Source organism: Aeromonas jandaei (assembly GCF_037890695.1).
Lineage (GTDB): Bacteria > Pseudomonadota > Gammaproteobacteria > Enterobacterales > Aeromonadaceae > Aeromonas > Aeromonas jandaei.
Genome location: NZ_CP149571.1, coordinates 1,299,031 through 1,322,242, shown reverse-complemented (window position 1 = coordinate 1,322,242; position 23,212 = coordinate 1,299,031). Strand labels below are relative to the sequence as shown.

Here is a 23,212-nt window from a genome sequence, read left to right as displayed (position 1 = left end):
CTGGCACTAACGACATGAATAATTTCGAGATAATTGAAACCCGCGTCGCCCAAGTCAGGGCCGAGCTGGCCATGCAGGAGTTGGACGCCTTTATCGTCCCCCATGATGATGAGCACCTCGGCGAGTACATCCCCGCCTACGCCGAGCGGCTGGACTGGATCACCGGGTTCAATGGCTCCGCCGGCGTCGCCATCATCATGGCCCAGCGTGCCGCCCTCTTCGTCGATGGTCGCTACACGGTGCAGGCCCGCATGCAGGCGCCGTCCGAGCTGTTCGAATTTCTCCATCTGGTTGAAGATCCCCATGTCCAGTGGCTGGACGAGCAGCTGCCCTCCGGCACCCGGGTCGGTTTCGACGCCCGTCTGCACAGCCTGACCTGGTACAAGAACGCCAAAGCGGTGCTGGCCGAGCGCGGCATCGAGCTGGTGCGGGTCGAGCAGAACCCCATCGACCTGAACTGGAGCGATCGTCCCGAGCCGACCAAGACGCCGGTCATCCTCTACAGCGAAGAGCTGGCGGGCCAGTCGAGCCAGGCCAAGCGCGAACAGCTGGCCGCCGATCTGCGCAAGCGCGGCCTCGATGCCGTGCTGCTGACCCAGGCCGAGCCCATCAACTGGCTGCTCAACCTGCGTGGCCGCGATATCGAGCGGCTGCCGGTGGTGCTCGGTTTTGCCGTGCTCTACGCCAACACCACCATGGATTTCTTCGTCGATACCGACAAGATCGACTGCTTCGCCTTCAGCCAGCACGTGGGGCAGGATGTCTCCGTCTACCCCATCGACAAGCTGGGCGACGTGCTGCAGCGCATCGGTGAAGATCAACAGAAAGTGCTGGCCGACCCGGACAGCGCCAACGCCTGGACCCAGCTCATCATGGAAGAGGCGGGCGCCATTCTGGTAGCTGGCCAAGACCCCACCATGCTGCCGAAGGCATGCAAGAACGAGGTCGAGCTGACCGGCATGCGCGCCGCTCATCTGCGCGACGGCGTGGCCATGACCCGCTTCCTCGCCTGGCTGGATCGGCTGATCGCCTCCGGCGAGTTTGAAGGGGTGGATGAAGGCACTCTGGCCGATCAGGTGGAAGCGTTCCGCCGCGAGCAGGAGCACTACGTCGAGCCGAGCTTCGATACTATCTCCGCGCTCGGCCCCAACGCCGCCATGTGCCACTACCACCACACCAACGGCACTCCCCGTGCGTTTGGTCAGGACAGCCTCTACCTGCTCGATTCCGGTGGCCAATACATGGATGGCACCACCGACATCACCCGCACCATCAAGGTGGGTGAAGTGACCGACGAGCAGAAAGCGATGTTTACCCGGGTGCTGCAGGGTCATATCGCGCTGGATCAGGCCCGCTTCCCGCGGGGCACCGCCGGGATCCAGCTCGACGTGCTGGCCCGCATGCCGCTGTGGCAAGCCGGTTACAACTACGACCACGGCACCGGTCACGGCGTCGGCCACTTCCTGAGCGTCCACGAAGGGCCCCAGCGCATCGCCCCGAAAGGGAACATGGTGGCGCTGCAACCGGGCATGGTGCTCTCCAACGAGCCGGGCTACTACCGCGAAGATGGTTTTGGTATCCGCTGCGAAAACCTGGTGGTGGTGAGCGAGCTGGAGCAGATCGGCGAGCTGCCAATGCTGGGCTTCGAGCGTCTGACCTATGTACCGTTCGATACCCGCCTGATCGACCGCAGCCTGCTGAGCCCGGCCGAATTCCGCTGGATCAACGAGTATCACGCCGAGGTGTTCCGCCGCCTGAGCCCGCTGCTCGAAGGCGAGGATCTCGCCTGGCTGGAGCAGGCAACCAGCCTCATCTGATGACACAGGGCCTGCGGGCCCTGTTTTTTTGCCCCCCCTTTTGACCTGTATCAACACCCTGCCCGGGCTGGTCAGGAAAATGGCGACCATGAAAATTCATCAAGCCAACCCAGCAAGGGGCGCGCACGCCAGCACCGGCAAAGCGGCGACTCTTCACCCCAGACTGGTGCGCGAGCAGCGGACAGTCAGTGCCATGATCCGCCTCTACTGCCAGCACCATCATCAGGATCCCCACTGCCGTCACTGTCGCAAGCTGCGGGATTTCGCCCACCAGCGGCTCACCCGCTGCCGTTACGGCCACGGTCACAAGCCAACCTGCGCCAACTGCAACATCCACTGCTATGCTCCAGCGATGCGCAAACAGATCCAGCAGGTGATGCGCTGGAGTGGCCCCCGCATGCTACTGCGCCACCCCTGGCTGGCCATCCGCCATCTGCTCGATGGCTGGCGCAAGGCCCCCAAACTGCCCCACAGCCGCCCGCTTCCCCCCTGATCGCTCATGCAGGATTCAGAAATCAATCGCTAAGATCTGCTTGTCTGGCGCAGACCCCTTGTCTGCCCTGAACAGTGGAGAAACAGATGAGCTGGTTTACCCGTTTTCGTGAGCGTCGGGCCCTGCGTCGCTATCTGGCGATGTCGGCGATCCTGGCCAAAGAGTATGGCGCCTGCGAGCAATACAGCGCAGGACAGTTGCTGACCCAGGCCAGGATCCATAAACTGCCGACCCGCTGGCTTGGTTACTACTTCGCGCTCTATCGCCATGAAAGCGCGCCTGAACTGGTCAGCGGCTGGCAACTCGACGATGCGCGGCTGCTCGCCCTGCGCCAGTCGCTCGCCGAGAGCCTGTTTCACCACGACATTGCCTATACCGCTCTGGATGTCCGCGAGCTGGCCCGCCCCGCCCAATGGCGCGGTGGCAGCGATCGCAAGGTACAGACCCAGGGCATCACCTTTCGCCAATATTGACCAGAGACGCCTTGATGCACCACAACCCGCCCCTGCTGCGCCCCGCGACCCATACCGACATGCACGCCATCTGGCAGATCGATGCCAAGGTCTTTGGCGAAGATGTCTATCCCGCCTTCTTCTTCCGTCAGGCGATGGATTTGTGGCCCGAGCTGCTGCTGGTAGCCGAGTATGAAGGGCATCTGGTGGGCTATGTGCTGGGTGGCTTCGGTCAGGAGCGAGCCAAAGGGTGGGTACTCTCGCTGGCGGTACTGCCCGAGGCGCGTGGTTTCGGGCTGGCCGAGCGGATGATGCGTCAGATGGAGAGCAACATGGAGGGGCTGCAGATCAGCGAATTGCAGCTCACGGTCGATCCCGCCAACCCGGCCCAGCGCCTCTACTACCGGCTCGGTTATCAGCTGGTCGAAGAGGTGGCCGACTACTTCGGCCCCGGCGAGGATCGGCTGGTGCTGGTCAAAAAGCTCACTGATACAGCTGCGATTCAAGGATAAAAGCGGTTACAGAACGCATAATTGGTTACATTTTGCCGATTTCATGTCCCGCTTGCTTGGAGTAAAGTTCAATTCATCGAACTGATTGTTTGAATTCTATTCAGCCTTGGAGGCCTATCATGTTGAAACGAATGACCATTATTGCCCTGCTGGCCGCCACCACCATCACTGGTTGCGCCAATAGCGATGTCTACTCTGGCGATGTCTACACCAAAGACCGTGCCAAGCAGGTTCAAACCGTCAGCTACGGCACCATCATCTCTACCCGCCCGGTCAAGATCCAGGCCGATGAGAACTCCCTGATGGGTACCATCGGCGGCGCCGTTGTCGGCGGTCTGCTGGGCAGCACCGTTGGTGGTGGCACCGGTCGCGATATCGCAGCCGCAGGCGGCGCCATCGCCGGTGCCGCAGCCGGTAACGCCATCGGCAACAAGATGAATCAGGTCGACGGCGTCGAACTGGAGATCAAGAAAGAGAACGGCGAAGCCATCGTAGTGGTGCAGAAAGCCAGCCCCACCTTCACCCCGGGTGCCCGCGTCCGCATGACCCAAGGTAACGGTAGCATCAACGTGGCTGTCGTGAATTAAGAGTGCGAACTAAGAGTTCGAACTAAAAGCGCCACCGCGCTTGCACCATAAAAAAACCGCCGGAACCGGCGGTTTTTTTGTTGTCTGACGTTCTGGATTACATGCTGTAGGCCTTCTCGCCATGCGTAGTCACATCCAGCCCTTCCCGCTCGGCATCGCCGTTCACCCGCAGACCCACCACCAGGTCAACCAGCTTGAAGGAGATCGCCGCCACGGCACCGGACCAGAGGATGGTCACGCCAACCCCGATGGCCTGGATCTTCACCTGCGCCAGAATGGAGTAACCCTCGGCCACCTGATTGGTGACATAGTCCCACACCCCGGTACCGCCCAGATCCGGGCTGGCAAAGACACCGGTCAGCAGGGCGCCGAGAATGCCGCACACCCCGTGCACACCAAACACGTCCAGACTGTCGTCAGCACCCAGCAGGCGCTTGAGACCGTGGACACCCCACAGACCCGCCACGCCACTGATAAGGCCCATCACCAGACCACCACCGACGCCGACCAGACCGGCTGCCGGAGTGATCACCACCAGACCGGAGACGGCGCCGGAGGCCGCACCCAGCAGGGAGGGACGCCCCTTCATCACCCACTCGGCCAGCGTCCATGACAGGGCTGCCGCAGCCGGAGCTACCCAGGTGTTGATAAAGGCCAGCGCCGCAACACCGTTGGCTTCCAGCGCGGAGCCGGCGTTGAAACCGAACCAGCCGAACCAGAGCAGGGAGGCGCCGATCATGGTCATGGTCAGACTGTGGGGCGTCATGGGATCACGACCGTAGCCCAGACGCTTGCCCACCAGATAGGCCCCCACCAGACCCGCCACTGCGGCGTTGATATGCACCACGGTGCCGCCCGCGAAGTCCAGCGCACCATGCTGGAACAGATAACCGGCGGTGGCGGTTGCAGCAGCAGCCGCATCGGCGCTGGTGTAGGCATCAGGCCCCGCCCAGTACCACACCATATGGGCCAGCGGAATGTAGGCAAAGGTGAACCAGATGACCGAGAAGAGCAGCACGGCGGCAAACTTGATGCGCTCGGCAAAGGCACCGACGATCAGACCGCAGGTAATGGCGGCAAAGGCCCCCTGAAACACCACATAGATGAACTCGCTGATACCGACCCCCTTGCTGAAGGTAGCCGCGATGGAGTCAGGAGTGACCCCCTTGAGCAGCACCTTGCTGAAGGAGCCGAACACGCTGTTGCCCTCGGTAAAGGCAAGCGAGTAGCCGTAGATAATCCAGAGCACGCAGATGAGGCAGAACAGGGTAAACACCTGCATCAGCACGCTCAGCATGTTTTTGGCGCGCACCAGCCCGCCGTAGAAGAGCGCCAGACCGGGGATCGACATCAGGATCACCAGTGCGGCCGAGAGCAGCATCCAGGTGTTGTCGCCCTTGTTGATCGTCACGCTGGCAACCGGTGCCACCGCAGCCTGAACCTGAGAGACCTCATCGGCCCAACTTGGGGTCACCAGCAACGCCATCAATATCGGCAGACCCGCCATCATCCATTTTTTGACCATAGAGCACTCTCCTTCCCTGTCGTACCGGTATAAACCGGCTCCGTTTCCTTGATTGAACTTGTGGCCACTGCTCGCGAGCCTCGATTCGCCGGGCGCAGATGGCCTGAAATGACCGCCTGATGGTAAAAAGCATAAAGTGGGCCAAAAGTTAAAACTCATTTAAATCATAATATTAGATATAAACAAACTCCTTTTTGCACCAAAATGGCGCGTGCGTTGCGCTAAGCCACTGCCGGTCGCCCTGTGACAGGGCAAGCGGTCCCCCTCGCACCAGAAATGCACAAAATCAGGCGCAACCCCACAGGCCGGAGTGATGATCATCGCGCCCGGCCGGCTCGCCGTTTACACTGGCTGAACGCCATGCCGCCACAAACGGCACGACAGATTCATGATGAGGGCCATTTTCGACACTCTGATGGCAGGCCCAATCCGAGGAACACCATGCAGTCCGATCGTCTCGACCTCAGCGTCGCCCGCTATCGTCACTTTGACGCAGAACACCGCGCCCATAGCGCCCTGCTGGGGATACTGGTGCTGACCATCATCTCCACCCATCTCACCCTGCTGCCCCACTACCCCGCCGAGCGGATCCATGTCAGCAGCCTGGGGTTCGAGCTGGTCAACTGGCTCACCATGATCTTTCTGTTCTGGGTGGTGCAGTGCGCCCATCTGCCAGCCAAAACCTACCGCCTGCTCTCCTGCGGCCTGATGCTGTGGATCCTGGGAGCGACCGCCGACATCATGGACGAGCTGGTCGCCCAGCCGCTCTGGATCGCCATCTACGCCGAAGATCTGCTGCGATCCAGCGGTATCCTGCTGAGCAGCATCGGTATCCTGAGCACCATGCATTACCTCTTTCATATCAATAGCCAGCTCAGACAACAGGCGCTGTTTGACGAGCTGACCCGACTGCCCAACCGGCGCTACTTTCATCAGCAGCTGTTTTTGGGAGAGGGGGAGTATCAGGTGCTGCTCCTGCTCGATCTCGATCACTTCAAATGGATCAACGACAACTTCGGCCACGACATGGGGGACAAGGTGTTGCAGCAGTTTGGCGCCCTGCTGCAACAGCACTGCCCGGCCGGAGGGCTGGCAGCCCGCGTCGGTGGTGAGGAGTTCGCAATCCTGCTACCCGACGCCAACCAGACGAAACTGGAGCAGCTGGCAGCGACCCTGCTGGCGGCAACCCGCACCATAGCCCCCGATCCGGCCCATCCTCTGACAGTCAGCATCGGGTTCGGCATTCGCGGGCCGCGGGAGCCGGCGGTCTCGCTGTTCAAGCGGGTGGATCAGGCGCTCTACAGCGCCAAGGAGGCAGGCAGAGACCGCTATGTGTCGGCTATCCCTGCCAATAACGGAGAGTGAACCCAGTCTGGAGAACGACCGGGTGATGGATGACCTGGCTATAACGTGGCTGATGGAAAAGGGGCCTTATGGCCCCTTCTCTATCCGTGACATTCCCGCCGCCTAAAAGCGGAAGGTGAGCCCGATATTGGCCTGCCACTGGGTCACCAGATCCCCCTTCACCTTGAACAGGCACTGATCCGGGTTGCAGAGAAACTCGCTGCTGTCGTTGGCAAGCGAACCGTAGCCCCGCACCTCGGCCCGCAGGGCCAGATGCTCGGACAGGCGGGGCTGAACCCCGAGCGCCAGCGACATGGAGGGCATCACCTCGCTGTCATAGGCGGCAAAGCGCGTTACCCCGATACCGGCACCGATATAGGGCGCCAGCAGGTTGTCGGCGAGGGTCAGTGCACCGGCGAAGTGCAGGGTATCCACCGTCAGGCGATCCGGCTGATCGGGGGAGAGGGTGGTGGACTGGTGGCTGTAGAGCAGCTCGATCATGCCGGGGTCATCCACCTCCCTGCTGATGAACAGCCCCCAACTGCCGGAGGCCTGCCCCTTCAGCTCGTCGAGGCTGGTCGACACCGGCACAGGTTGCGGATCGTCGCTGCGCTTGAAATCGATGGCGGAGCTGTAGCCGTAAAATGGCGTCACCTGCCAGCGCAATTCGGCCCCAGCCTCCCCCTCGCCGCTCCACGCCTGCCCAAGGGGCAGCAGTGCCCCCATCATCACCATCCCGACTCGTCTCATCCTCACCTCCGGCCAATCCATTTTGCTCAAAAAGCATACCAGAATGCCCTCTCCGCCATCCTAAATGGCACCTGTACCGGCTCATTTTCCGCGGCGTTAAAAGCACCTGCGTCATTCATCGGCCATTAACCGCGGCCACGTATGCTGGCGCCCAATCCGGGTCATGGTGGCCCGGCACAAGCCGACAGCAGAAGGATGCCGGAGATGGCGACAGCCCCCCTCAACGACCCGCAACACACCCTCGCCAATACCCTGCGGGCCACCGCCCACGCTATCGAGGAGAGCCATATCAGCCTGCGCCAGATGCTCGCGCTGGTCGGCGAGCAGGGGATGCTGCTGTTTTGCGTGTTGCTCACCGTCCCCTTTCTGCTGCCGGTCTCGATCCCCGGCGTCAGCACCCCGTTTGGCCTGCTGATCCTCTTTATCGGCATTGGCATTACCCTCAACCGGGTGCCCTGGCTGCCCGCCATCCTGATGGAGCGCCGCTTCGCTGCAGACCAGCTCAAGCCGACCCTGCACAAGGGTGCGGATCTGCTGGCCTGGGTCGATCGCGTTATCCGCCCGCGCCTGCTTGCTCTGACCGCCAGCACCACCATCAACCGCTGCAACGGCCTGCTGATCATGCTGGCCGCCCTGCTGCTGATGCTACCCCTTGGCGCCATTCCCTTCACCAACGCCCTGCCCGCCTGGGCCATTCTGCTGCTGGCCACCGGCATGCTGCAGCGGGATGGTCTGTTTGTCGCCGGCGGCTATCTGCTGGTGAGCGCAACTCTGGTCTGGTTCGGCGTACTGGCGGCCGGCCTGCTGATGGCGGGCCAGAGCGCCACCAGTTTGCTCGGCTAAATCCGAGGCAAAGAAAAAGGGCGACCGGTTGGTCGCCCTTTTTGACTTGTGCGGGATCCGCCGTTACAGCAGATCGTAGATAAGGGCCGAGATGGCCAGCAGCCCGATCACCAGCACGAAGAGGGTACTCGCCCCGCGATAACGCTTGAGGGCAGGCAGACGATAGATGGAGCAGGCCGGCAGCAGGAACAGGATCACCGCGATGAGCGGCCCGCTCACCTTCTCGATGATCTCCAGCACGTTCGGATTGAGGTAGGTAATCACCCCGGTCACCACGAACAGGATCACCGACGAGACCCGCGCGATGGTCGCTTCACGCAGGGAAAGTCCCAGCCCCTGACAGGCACCGCTCACCATGCTCACCGTCCCCTCGCTCACCCCCATGGAGGTGCCGAGGAAGGATTTGGACATGGCCAGAATGGCGATAAGCGGCCCCACATAAGCGATCAGCGGATTGGAGAACTTGTTCGCCAGCGCCGACAGCACCGAGATATTGTCGATGCGCGCCTGCGCCATCTCGGCCTGACTCAGGCTCATCACGCAGCTCACCACGAAGAAGAGCACGCTGCCGCAAATCAGCAGGCTGCTGCACTTGATGATCCGCTTGGCGCGCAGGTCGGCGCTCTCCTGACAGCGCTTCTTCTGCGCCGCACTGAAGGAGGAGATGATGGGCGCATGGCTGAACGAAAACACCATCACCGGCACGATCAGCCAGAGGGATTTCCAGAACGCCGGATCACGCCAGTCCACCGCCTGACTCTCGCTGAAGTAGGAGAGGCTCCACTGGGGCAGCAGATAGATGGAGAGGCCGATCAGAAAGGCGACCATGGGCAGCGCCAGCATGCTGATGGCCGACACCACGATCTGCTTGCCCGCCAGCAGCACCAGATGCAGACCCAGCATCACCCCCAGCACCAGCAGACCGCGCGGGATCTCGGCATCCCCTAGCTGGTGCACCACAAAGCTCTGGATCGCGTTGGTGATGGAGATGCTGTAGACCAGAATGATGGGGTAGAAGGCAGTCAGATAGACCAGCATCAGCAGCTTGCCCGCCCGCGCCCCGAAGTGCTCCTCCACCACATGGGTGATATCCCCCTCCTTGTGGGAGCTGGAGAGCACAAAGCGGCTCAACGCCCGATGGGAATAATAAGAGAGCGGAAATGCGAGCAGCAAAATAAACAATAAAATAACCGGCGAATTACTGCCGACGGTAATTGGGAGAAATAGCGTACCGGCACCGACCGCAGTGGCATATAAGCCCATGGTCCATACCGAATCACTTTTCTCCCATTTCAATTTTGAAACCGGGTTACTCTTTTCAGCAATAGAAACACTCATTGCAATATATACCTTATTAATCTGTCATCATTATTTTTATTGGCCCGAATAACAGGATGGCAATATCAGGCGGCATTTGGCCGCAGGTGCAGAAAAAGCAAATCCGCCAGCGGCCAACAGGGCCACCGGAGTGAAATGGAGATGCCACGCTACCATCGTTGAAATCGCCATCCGGGTCAAGGTTAATAATTCATGACCGTTTGAATCGGATTGTTTCAAAACGGGGCGAGATGTATCGCATTCGTCACCAGCACACCCATTTATCCCCGTTTGATAACATACCGATAAACCCTTGTTCTGTTGCCCAACAACACAAATAAGAACAGCGATCGGGCAGCCAATATTACCACCATAGCCCGCGAGATATCAGTGAAATAATATGGCGAACTTTTCATCCAATTAATGTTTGCATCAACAAGCGCTAACGCATTAATTTCCGGCCGGTGCCGGGCCATATCCTACCCGATTGCGCCCCGTCCGCTTGGCCTCGTAGAGCCACTCGTCGGCACGGGCTAGCGCCACATTGATATCCTCACCCGGCGCCACCAGCGTGGCCCCCAGACTGACCGTCATACCGACCGGTTCGGCAGGCAGCGCCTCGACCGCGGCGCGGATCTGCTCGGCCATCTGCAGCAAAGCGGCCTCATCAAGCCGTGGCAGCAGGATCGCGAACTCCTCGCCACCGCTGCGTACAAAGAGATCGTCTGCCCGCAGCCGGCCATCGACGCAGGTGGCAAAGCGCTGCAGTGCCAGATCCCCCTGCTGATGGCCGAAGCGGTCGTTGATCTGCTTGAAGTGATCGATGTCGAGCATAAGCAGGCCGCAGGGGGCCTCGCTGCCTCTCACCTGCTGGCAATGTTCGAAGAAGTAACGGCGGTTATGGAGGCCGGTCAGCTGGTCGGTCTCGCTCTGGCGCTGCAGGCGCTGCTGCAACTCGAACTGGCGGGTGATATTGCGGGTCACCCAGGCGACCGCCCGCTTGCCGTCATAGAGGGAGGGGAGCGGTGCAATCTTGCCCTCAAAGCGCTGTACGCCTTGCGGCCCGACACCGGCGTTGATGCCACCCACCTCGCTGGCCGCCAACTCATACTCCACCACCCGCACCAGACCGCTGTTGAGCGCCAGTGCGACCTGCGCCATCACCCAGAGGGACATCGCCTCCGGCAGCACATCCAGCAGCCGCTTGCCAGCCAGCGGATTGCCGTCCTGATAGGATTGGTGCTCCATGCCCCCTATGTATTCCACGTAATAACCATCTTCACTCAGGATAAAGACCGGGTCGGGCAACTGGGCCATCACCTCGTAAAGCTGCAATACCGACAGTGTCATAGATGCTCCTGTACTTCAGCGGCAAACAGGGGACCGCATATTGTGCCCCAACCCGGCGCTCCACCAGCAATCAGCATAAGAGATAGATTTGCAGCGGTAGCCAACAATCCTTTACAGCAAGTGTACCCCGCATGGTGGAACAGCCCGGCGCAGCGAGCAAACCACCGGGATTCCCCCATATCCCATTGTTTCAAAAAGAGCCTTCGTTTAGGCTCCTTTGGCTCGCCCCCATTTTTATCCCTCCATGGAGACGCAGCCCGATGCCGCAGGAGGGGAATCGCACAAGGAGTTGCAGGATGAAGAATGCCATCGTCAAAGCCCGTTTCGAGGCGGTCAGCCTCGAAGGGGAACAGCTCACCCTCAAGATCGCCATCAAGGCCCCCGAGCCGGATCCACGCTCGGCTGGCGGTGACTGGCGCTGCAAGGTGAAGCTGGCGGGGCTGAGCGACAAGACCTTTATCTACGGTATCGACAGCCTGCAGGCCCTGAGCCTCGCCATCAAGTTTGTCGAGACCGAGCTGCGCGCCTTCTCCGATGCGGGCTGGCAGTTCTATCTGCCGGGCTGCCCCGATCACCCCATCGACATGAGCGCCTGCTACTTCCCGGCGCTCTAGCCCGGCCCATCCAAGGAGACCAGATGCACGGACCCGATCCCGCCAATCCCCACCCCATGAACGGCTTCCCCCAGGTGTGCTTTATCAAGAACACCATCAAGGGGCCCAATATCGAGGTGGGTGACTACACATATTACGACGACCCGGAGGATTCGGCGGGCTTCGAGCGCAACATCCTCTACCACTTCCCCTTCATCGGCGACCGGCTCATCATCGGCAAATTCTGCGCCATCGCCCGCGGGGTGAAGTTCATCATGAACGGCGCCAACCACCAGACCTCCGGCTTCTCCACCTACCCCTTCTTTATCTTCGGCAACGGCTGGGAGAGCGCCGCCCCCGCCCCGGGCAGCCTCCCTTACAAGGGCGATACCGTCATCGGCAACGATGTCTGGATTGGCTATGACGCCCTGATCATGCCGGGAGTAAAGGTCGGCAACGGCGCCATTATCGCCGCCCGCTCCGTGGTCACCGGAGACGTGCCCGCCTACGCCGTGGTCGGCGGCAATCCCGCCAAGGTGATCCGCTACCGCTTCGACGACGACACCATCGCCCGTCTCAACGCCATCGCCTGGTGGGACTGGCCGGTGGAGCAGATCAGCCGCAACCTGCCGCTTATCAGCGGCGGCGAGATAGCCGCGCTGGAAGCGGCAACCCCATAGAGACAACCACCATCAAGCAGGAAGCACTATGCAACTCACCCCACCCCAACCGCCTCAGGATGATGAGATCGAAGCGCTGCGCATTGGTCTCTCGGGCTTCAACACGGGTCACGCCGGCACCCATCTGCGCGAGCGGATCGCCAGCTTTATCAAGGATGAAGAGGGCAAGGTACACGGCGGCATCATCGCCGACATCAAGTGGGGCTGGCTGCACGTCGACTGGCTCTGGATCGACGAAAGCATCCGCCGCGATGGCTGGGGTGGCCGCCTGCTGGGCGCCATGGAGCAGTACGCCCAAAGCAAGGGCATTAGCAACTACCATCTGGAAACCACCAGTTTTCAGGCTCTTCCCTTCTACCAGAAGCAGGGTTACGAAGTCTTTGGCCAGCTGCCCGATATGCCGCCGGGGCATATCAGTTACTTTCTGAAAAAGCAGGATAAGTGATGACTCTCCCGCGCCTTGCCAATGCCAATATCGTGATCCGCCCGTTCGAACCGGCTGATGTAGACGAGTTTGTCCGCGCGGCCCACGAATCGATCGAGACGGTCGGCAAATGGATGAGCTGGTGCTCCCGTTCATTTACCCGGGAAAGTGCACTGGAGTGGTTTGCCAGCTGCGATCAGGATTGTGCAGCGGGACGCGCCTTTGACATGGGCATCTTCTGCGCCACCACCGGCCAACTGCTGGGTGGCGCAGGAATCAACCAGCTGTCGCCCCATCATCGTTACGGCAATATCGGCTATTGGGTACGCCAATCCCGCCAAGGATGCGGTATCGCCCGACAGGCTGTCGCCCTGCTCCGTGACTTTGGTTTTCAGCAGTTGGGACTATTTCGGCTGGAGATCGTGATGGGGGTTGGCAACACCGCCAGCGAAGCTGTTGCCATCGCTGCCGGGGCCGCCTTTGAGTGTCGGGCAAGGAACCGTATCTTCCTACATGGCCAGCCTATGGGTGCACATATCGACGCCCCTGCTCCAATCTGTAGCAAGGTAGGCCATGCATGCCGGTTGGCCTGAGCATCGTCATAATTTAAAGCCTTCCCGAATTCATCCATAAATCCGTTGCATCCCTGTTATAAAATAGATGTCCATGCATTCGATTGGCTGAGGACAGACTCCGCTGCTAGAGACGTTGGTTTGACAGATTAATCGGTACCTACGATCTCTACGCTGTCTGAGAGATTGTATAATGCCTTACATCACACATTAAAAATAAATTACTTTATACTATTCTAAAATACTAGTATCGTATTTAACAATTGAACATTTACACGTCAACTACAAAATATGAAACTCATAACATTCATTAAAAATTACTTCCCAAATATAAAAACATCAAAGTATCAAGGTATATACTTCCCAACAAAAATTGACTTACCTCAGAAAGACGATCTTAATTCAATACTTGCGTGGCCACCCAATGTTTTCATAATCGCACACGCAATAATAGAATATACTGACAAGTATAGGCTATTAGTCTCACCTCAAGACCACTTTATATGGACAGAACAAGATAGAGCCCTGGTAAAGTCTATTTCTGAAAGCTGGAATAATTTTATTTCTTATATTTTGAATAAAAACAATACTAGTCGATTTTTTGATCTTGAGTTATACAGAGCATTAGAGAACGTCTTTAAAAAGAGCAATCTCAATAAATCTGTATATGACCTAATCAATGAGAGAGATTTTTCAAAGGGATTGTTCTTATTATTTCTATCTGTGGACGAACTCTTTTCAGACACAGGCATATCCAATAAACATCACGGTGGAGAACTTGGTTCTTATCTAATAATAAGAGACATTGTCATTTCAATGTCAAAAGGCAAGAAAGTCAGAAATGGAAATATATCACATATTGAGCAACCACAAAATTTAGCTGACAATCAAGATAAGTATGGATTCGTTACATATAAATCTAGTGTTCCACAGTCAGGCTTAACAATAAATAATATGAGCCATAATATAGCCTGTATTAAGCCTTCAGTAAAACCAGTGGTTAGGGTTGCATCAGGAAATAATAAAAGCAAAAATTACAATGTATTGATCTTGCCATGGCCGATGACAATTGAACCAGATAGTTTTATGGCTGTTAGTCCAGAATCAAATGATATTGAGATGGATCCATACTTTGGTTTCTTTAATTACACACCAGATAAAGAACCCTCACCAAAGAATTTTTTATCTGCTGTTTTATCCGCAATTAGGCGGTGTGGCAGCATTGACCTGATTGTCCTTCCTGAATGTTCAATCAATAACGAAACGTATGAGAAATTCAAAAAGATACTTTATTTTTGCTTTAAAGAACGAGCTCCCTCATTATTAGCTGGCGTATATGGAAGAGACGGTGAATGTAGTTCTAACGTTGCCAGACTTGCATTCTTAAGCGAGACGGGAAAATATTTTTCTTTCGAACAAAGCAAACACCACCGTTGGTTTTTAGACAAAAACCAATTAAGAAACTACAATTTATCATCATCATTAGACCCTAATAAAAAATGGTGGGAAAACATTAGAATTGGGAGACGACAACTTTCCAGCCTTCATACAAAAAATGGTGTGAAACTATGTCCGTTAATTTGTGAAGATCTGGCAAGACAGGAGCCTGTAGCTCAAGCAGTTAGAGCAATTGGTCCAAATTTAGTAATCAGCTTACTTTTGGATGGACCTCAATTGAGTCAAAGGTGGCCAGGTAAATATTCCGCAGTTCTTTCTGATGATCCGGGAACATCTGTCTTATCAGTCACTGCATTAGGTATGACACTGAGATCTACTGGTTCTGGTGATAAGCCACATCGAGGGGTCGCCTTATGGAGCGAGCCGTCAAATGGATCTAAAACCTTATCTCTTGATGAAGGTGCAATTGGAATGGTTCTTGAGTTAGAACTAAAAAAAGAGCCCATGTGGACTATTGATGGACGAGCCAAAGAAAAAGTGATATTAAGAAGGATGTATGATTCTAGCATTATGCCTTTTCACAATGAGTATACATATCGAAAAATTAGGAAAATACTGAAAAACGAGCTTAAGAAAGGAGCCTGACATGGAACTTACTTTAGATGAAAAACAGCTACTAAGCTCTTTGTCAGATTTGGTTGTATACAAACCTGAAATTGCTGAGTATCTTTTTAGTCAACATGATATAAAAAAATTCCCTTACTATCGGGATTTAAAAGGAATTATTACTCTAATAAACCTTTACAATCATGGCGACTTTCATTCAGACCAATATATTTTTGATTTATCATCAGAAATACAAAAAATACAAAACGCTGAAATCAGGAGTGTTTTTGAATCATCACTAAATTACGCTAATTTCAATTAATGGAGTAATGCTCGTGGGGTGCGTTTAACAACCTGAATGTAATCATTTGCAATTGGTGGTATAAAACGCGTCGCGTATTACTCCTACGACTACGCCCTATTAAGTGATGATGGGCAAGTCTTGGAGCCCCCCCCCTCCAATCCCTCGAGGAGAAACCGCGCTGCGGTCGTATTAGCGAGGGGTGGCCTTTCTTTAGCCACACAAAGAAAAGTTACTCGCCCAAGTTCGAAGGGGGGGCGAAACCCCTTCGAGGCCAGCGGCCTCGCGTCCTGCACGGCGAAGCCATGCTATCGAACTTCCCTAAAGCGGTAAAACGGACGATTACGCCTGACGGCTAATCGACTCTACGATTGTTCGCATAGACATGTTCTGCATAGCGGCAACCGGCACAACTCTTACCCCAAATCGGCCATTGCTAATGGGCGCAATGGCATATTCGATGGGCTGACCAACCGCCACGATTTTTGCACTGGCGAAACGATATCAATAGCCATCGTTACACCAGAGAGACAATTCTGTTGCAGCAGACAACGCAAAGCGGCAAACAGTGGCGGGGATCAGCCCCTCCGATCTGCTTGCCGCTGTCTGTTATCGCAGGTGTAACCGTCGTTAACGGCCCAAAAACGGCTCCCAGTCTTTGAACACCGGCTGCAACCCGGCCTGTCGCACGGCGGCGGCCACTTCCCCCACCGGGCGGTCGTCGTGGATGGCGAACTGCTCCAGCTCCTCCGCCCCCCCCTCGGCATAGCCTCCCGGCTGGGTGCGCGACTCGGCCGACATCTGGGTGATGCCAAGGCGCACCGCGCCGTTGCGAAAGGTGGCGGACTCGCGAGTCGATAGCGACAAGTCCAGCGTGGGCGAGAAGAGGCGCCAGGCGCAGATAAGCTGGGCCAGCTGGCGATCAGACATGACCACGGCAGGCTCCAGAGCGCCGGTGCAGGGGCGCAGGCGCGGGAAGGAGAGCGAGTAGCGGCTCTGCCAGTGGTGGCGCTCAAGCCAGCTCAGGTGCTCGGCGACAAAGTAGCTGTCGGCGCGCCAGTCCGAGGAGAGGCCGATCAGCGCCCCCAGCCCGATTTTGTCGATACCGGCGCGGCCGAGCCGATCCGGGGTGGCGAGGCGCCATGCGATGTCCCGCTTGTTGCCGCGCAGATGGTGGCGGGCGTAGGTGGGGGCGTGGTAGGTCTCCTGATAGACCATGACGGCATCGAGGCCGAGGGTTTTCAGCTCGGCATATTCGGCTTGCGAGAGGGGCTGCACCTCCATCCCAACAGTGCAGAAGTGGCGGCGGATGATGGGCATCACCTCGCGAAAATAGGCGAGCCCCACCTTGTGCTCGTGCTCGCCGGTCACCAGCAGCACGCTGTCGAAACCGAGCGCCTTGATGGCCAGACACTCGCGCTCTATCTCCTCTGCATTCAAGGTCTTGCGCTTGAGGCGGTTGCTCATGGAGAAGCCGCAGTAGGTGCAGTCGTTGGCACAGAGGTTCGACAGATAGAGCGGCACATAGAAGCCGATGGTGTTGCCAAAACGCTGGCGGGTGAGCCGCTCGGCCTCGGCTGCCATCTGTGGCAGATACGCCTCGGCGGCTGGGGAGATCAGCGCCATAAAATCGCTCAGGGTGCGGCGTGGTGCGCTCAGGGCGCGGGCCACATCGGCGGCCGTCTTGGCACGGATCTGCATGCCGATATCGTCCCAATCCAGCTCATGCCAGCGGTCGATAAAGGAAGGCTCCTTAGCCCTCCCCCCCAACTCCTCTCCCTTATTTTGTGAAGAGCCGAGAGGGGGGCTATCACTCGGGCGTACTTGGGGTTGTGCAAAAGGCTCGGAGCGACCCATAGCACCAGCATCATGACTCATAACGCCCCCAGAAAATCGGTGAGCGGGCTGGAGGCTTGGGCCTGCAGGGCGCGGGCGCCAAGGCCAGCTTCATAGGCGCTGCGACCGGCAGTGCAGGCCAGTGCAAAGGCGCGGCCCATGGCGACCGGGTCGCCGCTGACGGCGATGGCGGTGTTGACCAGCACGGCGTCGGCGCCCAGTTCAAAGGCGGCGGCGGCGTGGCTCGGCGCACCTATGCCCGCATCCACCACCACGGGCACATTGGCCTGCTCGACGATGATGGCGAGAAACTCCCGGGTCACCAGCCCCTGATTGGAACCGATGGGGGCGCCGAGCGGCATCACGGCGGCGCAGCCCACCTCTTCGAGCCGTTTGCAGAGCACGGGGTCGGCGCCACAGTAGGGCAGCACCACAAAGCCCTCTTTCACCAATTGCTCGGCGGCTTTCAGCGTCTCGATGGGATCGGGCAAGAGGTAGCGCGGATCGGGGTGGATCTCCAGCTTCAGCCAGTTCGTCCCCAGCGCCTCGCGGGCAAGATGGGCGGCAAATACCGCCTCGGCGGCAGTCTTGGCGCCGGAGGTGTTGGGCAGCAGCTTGACCCCGAGTTGCAGCAAGGGGCTCAGGATATCGTCGTGGGCCTTGCCGGGTTCGAGCCGCTTGATGGCCATGGTGACCAGCTGGGAACCGCTCGCCTCAATGGCGGCGGCCATCAGATCCGGGCGGGCAAACTTGCCGGTGCCGGTAAAGAGGCGCGATGAGAAGGTGTGATCGGCAATTGTCAACATGTCAGCCTCCCGCAATGGCAGTGAAGAGGTGAAGTTCGTCCCCGTCATTGAGACGGGTCTCGGCCCAGCGGCCACGGGGCAGCACGGCGCCGTTGAGGGCCACCGCCACCCCCTGTGGATTAACGTCTTGCGCCGCCAGCAGGTCGGCCACGCTCTGCCCTGCCGCCAGCGGCTGGGCTTTATCGTTGAGTCGAATGGTGAGGGTCATGGGGTGATCTCCTTATCGTGTGTCGGGCATCGGCACTGCCCGCAAACCGGGCAATCGGGATCGGGGGCCAGAGTGAGGGTCTGCCACTGATGGGTCAAAGCATCGAAGCGGCGCAATGTGCCAGCGACCGGGCTCGGCATCCCGAGCAGCAGTTTCAGCGCCTCCAGCGCCTGCAAAGAGCCCATCACCCCGACCAGCGGGCCGGTGACGCCGCTGGTCTCGCAGCTCTGGGCGAGCTTGGTATCCAGCGGATAGAGGCAGGCGTAGCAGGCGTGATCACTGCTGGTTCGCACCATCAACTGCCCCTGCCACCCCACTGCGGCGGCGGAGATCCAAGGCTTGCCCTGAACCACGCAGGCGGCGTTGATGGCCTGGCGGGTGGCGAGGTTGTCGCAGCAGTCGATCACCAGATCTACCTCGGCCACAAACTCCGGCAGGCTGGCGGCATCGAGCCGCTGGTTGATGGCAATCAGCTCCACCAGCGGGTTGTGGGCAGCCAAGCGCTCGCGGGCCAGCTCCGCCTTGGAGTGGTTGACCGCCTCGCTATCGAACAGGATCTGGCGCGGCAAGTTGCTGGAATCGACGGTATCCCCATCGGCCAGCCAAAAGGTGCCCACCCCGGCCCCGGCCAGATAGAGGGCGAGCGGCGAGCCGAGCCCGCCAAGGCCGACGATCAGCACGGATTTATCCTTGAGCCGTGCCTGCCCTTCTTCACCCACTTCCGCCAGCATCAGCTGGCGGCCGTATCGTAAATACTCAGCATCAGAGAGCATGGACAGCCTCCTGCATGTCGGTCATAAGCTGCGCCGAGCGTGGCTCATCCCCTGCCCCCACGGCAGCAAGCAGCCGCTCGGTCGCCCCCTGCCAGTCGTCGCTGGCCGTGATGGCCGAGACCAGCGCGATGCTGCCGACTCCGCTTGCCTTGACCGCCGCCACCCGCTCCTCGCTGATGCCGCCGATGGCCACCGTGGGCCACTCCGCCATCAGGGCGCGGTAGCGATGCAGCCGCACCAGCCCCTGCGGGCGCGAAGGCATCGCCTTGGTATTGGTCGGGAAGATATGACCCAGCGCGATATAGGAGGGGGCCAGCTCGCGGGCCCGCATCAGCTCGAAGTAGCCGTGGGTGGAGATGCCAAGGCGCAGCCCGGCCGCCTGAATGGCGGCGAGATCGGCGGTCTCCATATCCTCCTGCCCCAAATGCACGCCCCAGGCGCCCGCCTCGATGGCCTGCTGCCAGTAGTCGTTGATAAAGAGTCGCGCCCCATGGCGGCGACCGAGCGCTAACGCATCGCGAATGGCCGGTGCTACCTGAGCGGCGGGCAGATTCTTGATCCGCAGCTGGATGGTCTTGACCCCCTGCCCCAGCAGGCGGCGCAGCCACTTGACCGAGTCCACCACCGGATAGAGGCCGAGGTGGTGTTCGGTTGCGGCAAAAGGGCCATCCGGCAGGCGGGCGCTGCTTGTCTCATAAAGTCCGAAGCGGCGATCGAGCTCTGATCCCGCCAATACGGCGCGGGGGAAGTGAGCCAGATCGGCGGGCCAGCCGAGATGGGCGATGGGCCCCGGGCCTGCGCCCACTCCCTGCGCCGCCGCCAGCCCCTGTTGCAGGTAGGCTCGAGCGAGGGTAATGGCATCTTCCACCGGATAATCCTGCGCCACCACGGCGGCGATGGCGCTGGCGTAACAGCAGCCGGTGCCATGGCCGTGGCGGGTATTCAGACGCGGCGCGGCGAGCCAGAATTCGCGGGTCTCATCCTGGTAGTAGTCGAGGCAGAGCTCACCACTCCAACCCAGATGGCCGCCCTTGACCAGCACGGCGCGGGCGCCCAGTTCGCGCAGCCGCTGGGCGGCAAGGCGCACCAGTTCTGGGCTGCTGGCCGGCAAGCCGGTCAGGGCCTCCAGTTCGGGGCCGTTGGGGGTGATCAAGGAGAGGCGCGGCAACAGCTGTTCGCGCACCGCTTCCAGCATATTGGGCTCCGCCATCGGGGTGCCGGTGCTGGCAATGGCCACCGGGTCGTAGACCACGAAGGGAGCCTCGATGGTTGCCAGTCGACGGGCCAGCACCTCGACGTGAAGCCGGGTCGGCAGCAGGCCGATCTTGATGGCGGCGGGCGGCAGATCGACGCCGAGGGCGTCGATCTGGGCGGTGAAGGTCTGCATCAGCACGGGGTCGACCATCTTCACCGCCACCGAGTTCTGGGCTGTGATGGCGGAGATGACCGAGCAGCCGTGCACGCCAAGATCGTGCAATGTGTGCAAGTCGGCCTGAATACCAGCACCGCCGCCGGAGTCGGAACCGGCGATGGTCCAGACAACTGGGCGGGGGTCCGTCACAGGCAGCAGATCGGCGGGGCTGACAGCCCCGCTTGCGCTGCTCACGCCTCCTCCCCTGCGGCCTGTTTCAGCGCCGCCGCCTGATGGTAGATCTCGCCGCCGGTCTCCTTGAAGGTCTCGGCCATGCGGGCCATGCCGCTCTCCACCTGAGCCACTACCTGCTCCTGCTGACCATCCATGCCGACCAGCTTGATTTCTACCGCCTCAAGCTTGGCCGCGTAGTCGCGCACGTCCTGAGTGATCTTCATGGAGCAGAACTTGGGCCCGCACATGGAGCAGAAGTGAGCCACCTTGCCGGACTCCTGCGGCAGGGTCTCGTCGTGGTAGGCACGGGCGGTATCGGGATCCAGCGCCAGATTGAACTGATCCTCCCAGCGAAACTCGAAGCGCGCCTTGGACATGGCGTTGTCGCGGATCTGGGCACCCGGATGCCCCTTGGCCAGATCGGCGGCGTGGGCGGCGATCTTGTAGGTAATCAGCCCCTGCTTCACATCCTCCTTGTTGGGCAGCCCCAGATGCTCCTTGGGAGTCACGTAGCAGAGCATGGCGCAGCCGTACCAGCCGATGAGCGCGGCGCCGATGCCGGAGGTGAAGTGATCGTAACCCGGCGCGATGTCGGTGGTGAGCGGGCCCAGCGTGTAGAAGGGCGCCTCGTGGCAATGCTCCAGCTGTTCGGTCATGTTGCGCTCGATCATGTGCATCGGCACGTGACCCGGCCCCTCGATCATCACCTGTACGTCGTACTCCCACGCAATTTTGGTGAGCTCGCCCAGGGTGCGCAGCTCGGCGAACTGGGCCTCGTCGTTGGCGTCATAGACGGAGCCCGGACGCAGACCATCGCCCAGCGACAGGGCCACGTCATAGGCGGCGCAGATCTCGCAGATTTCGCGGAAGTGCTGATAGAGGAAGTTCTCTTTATGGTGGGAGAGACACCACTTGGCCATGATGCTGCCGCCGCGCGAAACGATGCCGGTGAGGCGCTTGGCGGTCATCGGCACGAAGCGCAGCAGGACGCCAGCGTGGATGGTGAAGTAGTCCACCCCCTGCTCGGCCTGCTCCAGCAGAGTGTCGCGGAACAGCTCCCAGGTGAGCTCTTCGGCGATGCCGTTGGTCTTCTCCAGCGCCTGATAGATGGGCACGGTACCGATGGGCACCGGGCTGTTGCGCAGGATCCACTCGCGGGTCTCGTGGATGTAGCGGCCGGTGGAGAGATCCATGACGGTGTCGGCGCCCCAGCGGGTCGACCAGACCAGCTTTTCGACTTCCTCTTCGATGCTGGAGGTGACCGCCGAGTTGCCGATGTTGGCGTTGATCTTCACCAGAAAATTGCGGCCGATGATCATGGGCTCAGCTTCCGGGTGGTTGATGTTGCTGGGGATGATGGCGCGACCGGCGGCCACCTCATCGCGCACAAACTCGGGGGTGATGTTCTGGGGCAAACGGGCACCAAAATCGCGGCCTGGATGCTGGGTGCGCAGGAGCTCGGAGCGCACCCGCTCGCGGCCCATGTTTTCGCGAATGGCGATAAATTCCATCTCGGGGGTGACGATGCCGGCGCGGGCGTAGTGGAGCTGGGTGACCCGGCGACCCGGCTTGGCGCGGCGCGGCTTTGGCAGATGCTCGAAGCGCAGGTGATCCAGCCCCTCGTCGGCCAGCCGCTCCTGAGTGAAGGTGGAGCTGAGGCCCGGCAGTTCGTCGGTATCATCCCGCTCCAGCACCCAGTTCTCCCGCAGGCGCGGCAGGCCGCGGCGCACGTCGATGGCGACCCCTTCCTCCCCGTAACGGCCCGAGGTGTCATAGACCGGCACCGGCTCGTTGGGCTCGAATTGGGGATTTTCTTTGGTGCCGCCGACGAAGGTGTCGGCCAGCTGGATCTCACGCAGGGGCACCCGGATATCGGCGCGGGAGCCTTCGATAAAGATGCGGCGGGAGTTGGGGTGAGCCATCCCCTTGAGGCTGTCGATAAAGGCCTGAGCGCTGGATCGCTGCTCGCGGCGGCTGGATTTGGTGGTATCAGATACGGAAGTAGACATAGCAAAACTCACATTAACTGGTTGAAGTTATGGGTGTTTGCTTGTCTGGAGTTCGAGGAGAAGATGAACTTGCGGCGGGGAGTTTATCTCGGGAGGGAGTGCGCGCGGGATGGATCTCCGCGCCGCGGTTCTGCCGCTTCCCGCTCTCTGCACGCTGTGGGCAAGGCGCCCCACGTGCTGGACAACCGGACGGGACAGACTCCCTCCTGTGCGCCCTGACCCATCAGGGTTACCCCTTCGATGAGCGGAAGAGGCTTGTTCCTCCTCCGGCGCGGTAACCCGCAAGTTACCCTTGTTCCCTTCGCAGGTTTTAACCTGATCAGGTTCCACGGATCCCGAATTAACGGTCTCAGCTTCGCGTCGTTCGACGGTCAGCACTCCGACAAGATGGCGCCAGTATAAGGGGGAAAATCCAAAGCACAAGCCGTTAA

23 protein-coding genes and 1 riboswitch are annotated in these 23,212 nt (G+C 59.4%); of the genes, 13 read left to right on the top strand and 10 right to left on the bottom strand.

What is annotated here, in order from left to right; genetic code table 11:
- The first annotated feature begins 14 nt into the window (after window positions 1–14).
- From WE862_RS06400 to WE862_RS06380, 5 genes are all read left to right on the top strand, one after another.
- Complete coding sequence (locus tag WE862_RS06400; RefSeq protein WP_042032205.1) at window positions 15–1,817, top strand: aminopeptidase P family protein; 1,803 nt, start codon at window positions 15–17, stop codon at window positions 1,815–1,817.
- Between the two features lie 88 nt (window positions 1,818–1,905).
- A complete protein-coding gene (locus tag WE862_RS06395) occupies window positions 1,906–2,310 on the top strand; it encodes a nitrous oxide-stimulated promoter family protein (protein WP_041209671.1) in 405 nt (134 codons plus the stop codon).
- An 86-nt stretch (window positions 2,311–2,396) separates the two neighbouring features.
- Window positions 2,397–2,783: a DUF6559 family protein gene (locus WE862_RS06390; protein WP_042032206.1), complete on the top strand. Its 387-nt coding sequence runs from the start codon at window positions 2,397–2,399 to the stop codon at window positions 2,781–2,783.
- Between the two features lie 14 nt (window positions 2,784–2,797).
- Window positions 2,798–3,274, top strand: coding sequence for a GNAT family N-acetyltransferase (locus tag WE862_RS06385; RefSeq protein WP_042032207.1), 477 nt, complete (start codon window positions 2,798–2,800; stop codon window positions 3,272–3,274).
- 119 nt (window positions 3,275–3,393) lie between these two features.
- On the top strand, window positions 3,394–3,861 hold the full coding sequence (locus tag WE862_RS06380; protein ID WP_042032208.1) for a glycine zipper 2TM domain-containing protein: 468 nt from the start codon (window positions 3,394–3,396) through the stop codon (window positions 3,859–3,861).
- A 97-nt stretch (window positions 3,862–3,958) separates the two neighbouring features.
- Here the strand turns inward: WE862_RS06380 and amt are convergent, their stop codons facing one another.
- On the bottom strand, window positions 3,959–5,386 hold the full coding sequence (gene amt / locus WE862_RS06375; protein WP_042032209.1) for an ammonium transporter: 1,428 nt from the start codon (window positions 5,384–5,386) through the stop codon (window positions 3,959–3,961).
- 441 nt (window positions 5,387–5,827) lie between these two features.
- Here amt and WE862_RS06370 point away from each other — a divergent pair, with 441 nt between their 5' ends.
- Window positions 5,828–6,751, top strand: coding sequence for a GGDEF domain-containing protein (locus WE862_RS06370; RefSeq protein ID WP_042032210.1), 924 nt, complete (start codon window positions 5,828–5,830; stop codon window positions 6,749–6,751).
- A gap of 102 nt (window positions 6,752–6,853) precedes the next feature.
- Here the strand turns inward: WE862_RS06370 and WE862_RS06365 are convergent, their stop codons facing one another.
- On the bottom strand, window positions 6,854–7,480 hold the full coding sequence (locus tag WE862_RS06365; protein ID WP_042032211.1) for an outer membrane beta-barrel protein: 627 nt from the start codon (window positions 7,478–7,480) through the stop codon (window positions 6,854–6,856).
- 204 nt (window positions 7,481–7,684) lie between these two features.
- On the opposite strand from WE862_RS06365, the gene WE862_RS06360 reads away from it, so the two are divergent.
- The gene (locus WE862_RS06360) at window positions 7,685–8,323 is read left to right on the top strand and encodes an exopolysaccharide biosynthesis protein (protein WP_042032212.1); all 639 of its coding nucleotides are present in this window, start codon (window positions 7,685–7,687) and stop codon (window positions 8,321–8,323) included.
- A gap of 63 nt (window positions 8,324–8,386) precedes the next feature.
- Here WE862_RS06360 and WE862_RS06355 read toward each other — a convergent pair whose 3' ends face one another.
- Window positions 8,387–9,661, bottom strand: coding sequence for an amino acid permease (locus WE862_RS06355; protein WP_042032213.1), 1,275 nt, complete (start codon window positions 9,659–9,661; stop codon window positions 8,387–8,389).
- Between the two features lie 429 nt (window positions 9,662–10,090).
- Entirely contained in the window at window positions 10,091–10,990 is a 900-nt protein-coding gene (locus tag WE862_RS06350) for a GGDEF domain-containing protein (RefSeq protein ID WP_042032214.1), read from the bottom strand.
- Window positions 10,991–11,286: 296 nt separating this feature from the next.
- Between WE862_RS06350 and WE862_RS06345 the strand changes: the two genes are divergently transcribed.
- From WE862_RS06345 to WE862_RS06320, 6 genes are all read left to right on the top strand, one after another.
- Complete coding sequence (locus WE862_RS06345; RefSeq protein WP_042032215.1) at window positions 11,287–11,604, top strand: DUF6968 family protein; 318 nt, start codon at window positions 11,287–11,289, stop codon at window positions 11,602–11,604.
- Between the two features lie 23 nt (window positions 11,605–11,627).
- The gene (locus WE862_RS06340; RefSeq protein ID WP_042032216.1) at window positions 11,628–12,263 is read left to right on the top strand and encodes a Vat family streptogramin A O-acetyltransferase; all 636 of its coding nucleotides are present in this window, start codon (window positions 11,628–11,630) and stop codon (window positions 12,261–12,263) included.
- A gap of 28 nt (window positions 12,264–12,291) precedes the next feature.
- Complete coding sequence (locus WE862_RS06335; protein ID WP_041209661.1) at window positions 12,292–12,708, top strand: GNAT family N-acetyltransferase; 417 nt, start codon at window positions 12,292–12,294, stop codon at window positions 12,706–12,708.
- Complete coding sequence (locus WE862_RS06330) at window positions 12,708–13,280, top strand: GNAT family N-acetyltransferase (protein ID WP_042032217.1); 573 nt, start codon at window positions 12,708–12,710, stop codon at window positions 13,278–13,280. The genes WE862_RS06335 and WE862_RS06330 overlap by 1 nt, the downstream gene beginning before the upstream one ends.
- A gap of 270 nt (window positions 13,281–13,550) precedes the next feature.
- Window positions 13,551–15,302, top strand: coding sequence for a hypothetical protein (locus WE862_RS06325; protein WP_156128769.1), 1,752 nt, complete (start codon window positions 13,551–13,553; stop codon window positions 15,300–15,302).
- A gap of 1 nt (window position 15,303) precedes the next feature.
- A complete protein-coding gene (locus tag WE862_RS06320; protein ID WP_042032218.1) occupies window positions 15,304–15,585 on the top strand; it encodes a hypothetical protein in 282 nt (93 codons plus the stop codon).
- A gap of 609 nt (window positions 15,586–16,194) precedes the next feature.
- On the opposite strand, the gene thiH is transcribed toward WE862_RS06320, so the two are convergent.
- The 6 genes from thiH to thiC all read right to left on the bottom strand — a co-directional run bounded on the left by thiH (window position 16,195) and on the right by thiC (window position 22,781).
- Window positions 16,195–17,334 carry a 2-iminoacetate synthase ThiH gene (gene thiH, locus WE862_RS06315; protein WP_042032219.1) on the bottom strand — a complete coding sequence of 380 codons (1,140 nt, stop codon included), beginning with the start codon at window positions 17,332–17,334 and terminating at the stop codon, window positions 16,195–16,197.
- Window positions 17,335–17,438: 104 nt separating this feature from the next.
- Window positions 17,439–18,206, bottom strand: a complete 768-nt coding sequence (locus WE862_RS06310; protein WP_042032220.1) for a thiazole synthase — start codon at window positions 18,204–18,206, stop codon at window positions 17,439–17,441.
- Window position 18,207: 1 nt separating this feature from the next.
- The gene (gene thiS / locus WE862_RS06305) at window positions 18,208–18,414 is read right to left on the bottom strand and encodes a sulfur carrier protein ThiS (RefSeq protein ID WP_005357774.1); all 207 of its coding nucleotides are present in this window, start codon (window positions 18,412–18,414) and stop codon (window positions 18,208–18,210) included.
- Entirely contained in the window at window positions 18,411–19,187 is a 777-nt protein-coding gene (locus WE862_RS06300; protein WP_042032221.1) for a HesA/MoeB/ThiF family protein, read from the bottom strand. Before WE862_RS06300 ends, thiS begins: the two co-directional genes overlap by 4 nt.
- Window positions 19,177–20,793 carry a thiamine phosphate synthase gene (gene thiE, locus WE862_RS06295; protein WP_042032222.1) on the bottom strand — a complete coding sequence of 539 codons (1,617 nt, stop codon included), beginning with the start codon at window positions 20,791–20,793 and terminating at the stop codon, window positions 19,177–19,179. The genes WE862_RS06300 and thiE overlap by 11 nt, the downstream gene beginning before the upstream one ends.
- A complete protein-coding gene (thiC, locus tag WE862_RS06290; protein WP_042032223.1) occupies window positions 20,790–22,781 on the bottom strand; it encodes a phosphomethylpyrimidine synthase ThiC in 1,992 nt (663 codons plus the stop codon). Before thiC ends, thiE begins: the two co-directional genes overlap by 4 nt.
- A gap of 279 nt (window positions 22,782–23,060) precedes the next feature.
- Window positions 23,061–23,173, bottom strand: a riboswitch (TPP riboswitch).
- Window positions 23,174–23,212 lie beyond the last annotated feature (39 nt).

Coding starts and splice junctions, on each gene's coding strand:
- WE862_RS06400 (WP_042032205.1), top strand. CDS start 15: ATGAATAATTTCGAGATAATTGAAACCCGCGTCGCCCAAGTCAGGGCC.
- WE862_RS06395 (WP_041209671.1), top strand. CDS start 1,906: ATGAAAATTCATCAAGCCAACCCAGCAAGGGGCGCGCACGCCAGCACC.
- WE862_RS06390 (WP_042032206.1), top strand. CDS start 2,397: ATGAGCTGGTTTACCCGTTTTCGTGAGCGTCGGGCCCTGCGTCGCTAT.
- WE862_RS06385 (WP_042032207.1), top strand. CDS start 2,798: ATGCACCACAACCCGCCCCTGCTGCGCCCCGCGACCCATACCGACATG.
- WE862_RS06380 (WP_042032208.1), top strand. CDS start 3,394: ATGTTGAAACGAATGACCATTATTGCCCTGCTGGCCGCCACCACCATC.
- amt (WP_042032209.1), bottom strand. CDS start 5,386: ATGGTCAAAAAATGGATGATGGCGGGTCTGCCGATATTGATGGCGTTG.
- WE862_RS06370 (WP_042032210.1), top strand. CDS start 5,828: ATGCAGTCCGATCGTCTCGACCTCAGCGTCGCCCGCTATCGTCACTTT.
- WE862_RS06365 (WP_042032211.1), bottom strand. CDS start 7,480: ATGAGACGAGTCGGGATGGTGATGATGGGGGCACTGCTGCCCCTTGGG.
- WE862_RS06360 (WP_042032212.1), top strand. CDS start 7,685: ATGGCGACAGCCCCCCTCAACGACCCGCAACACACCCTCGCCAATACC.
- WE862_RS06355 (WP_042032213.1), bottom strand. CDS start 9,661: ATGAGTGTTTCTATTGCTGAAAAGAGTAACCCGGTTTCAAAATTGAAA.
- WE862_RS06350 (WP_042032214.1), bottom strand. CDS start 10,990: ATGACACTGTCGGTATTGCAGCTTTACGAGGTGATGGCCCAGTTGCCC.
- WE862_RS06345 (WP_042032215.1), top strand. CDS start 11,287: ATGAAGAATGCCATCGTCAAAGCCCGTTTCGAGGCGGTCAGCCTCGAA.
- WE862_RS06340 (WP_042032216.1), top strand. CDS start 11,628: ATGCACGGACCCGATCCCGCCAATCCCCACCCCATGAACGGCTTCCCC.
- WE862_RS06335 (WP_041209661.1), top strand. CDS start 12,292: ATGCAACTCACCCCACCCCAACCGCCTCAGGATGATGAGATCGAAGCG.
- WE862_RS06330 (WP_042032217.1), top strand. CDS start 12,708: ATGACTCTCCCGCGCCTTGCCAATGCCAATATCGTGATCCGCCCGTTC.
- WE862_RS06325 (WP_156128769.1), top strand. CDS start 13,551: ATGAAACTCATAACATTCATTAAAAATTACTTCCCAAATATAAAAACA.
- WE862_RS06320 (WP_042032218.1), top strand. CDS start 15,304: ATGGAACTTACTTTAGATGAAAAACAGCTACTAAGCTCTTTGTCAGAT.
- WE862_RS06310 (WP_042032220.1), bottom strand. CDS start 18,206: ATGTTGACAATTGCCGATCACACCTTCTCATCGCGCCTCTTTACCGGC.
- thiS (WP_005357774.1), bottom strand. CDS start 18,414: ATGACCCTCACCATTCGACTCAACGATAAAGCCCAGCCGCTGGCGGCA.
- WE862_RS06300 (WP_042032221.1), bottom strand. CDS start 19,187: ATGCTCTCTGATGCTGAGTATTTACGATACGGCCGCCAGCTGATGCTG.
- thiC (WP_042032223.1), bottom strand. CDS start 22,781: ATGTCTACTTCCGTATCTGATACCACCAAATCCAGCCGCCGCGAGCAG.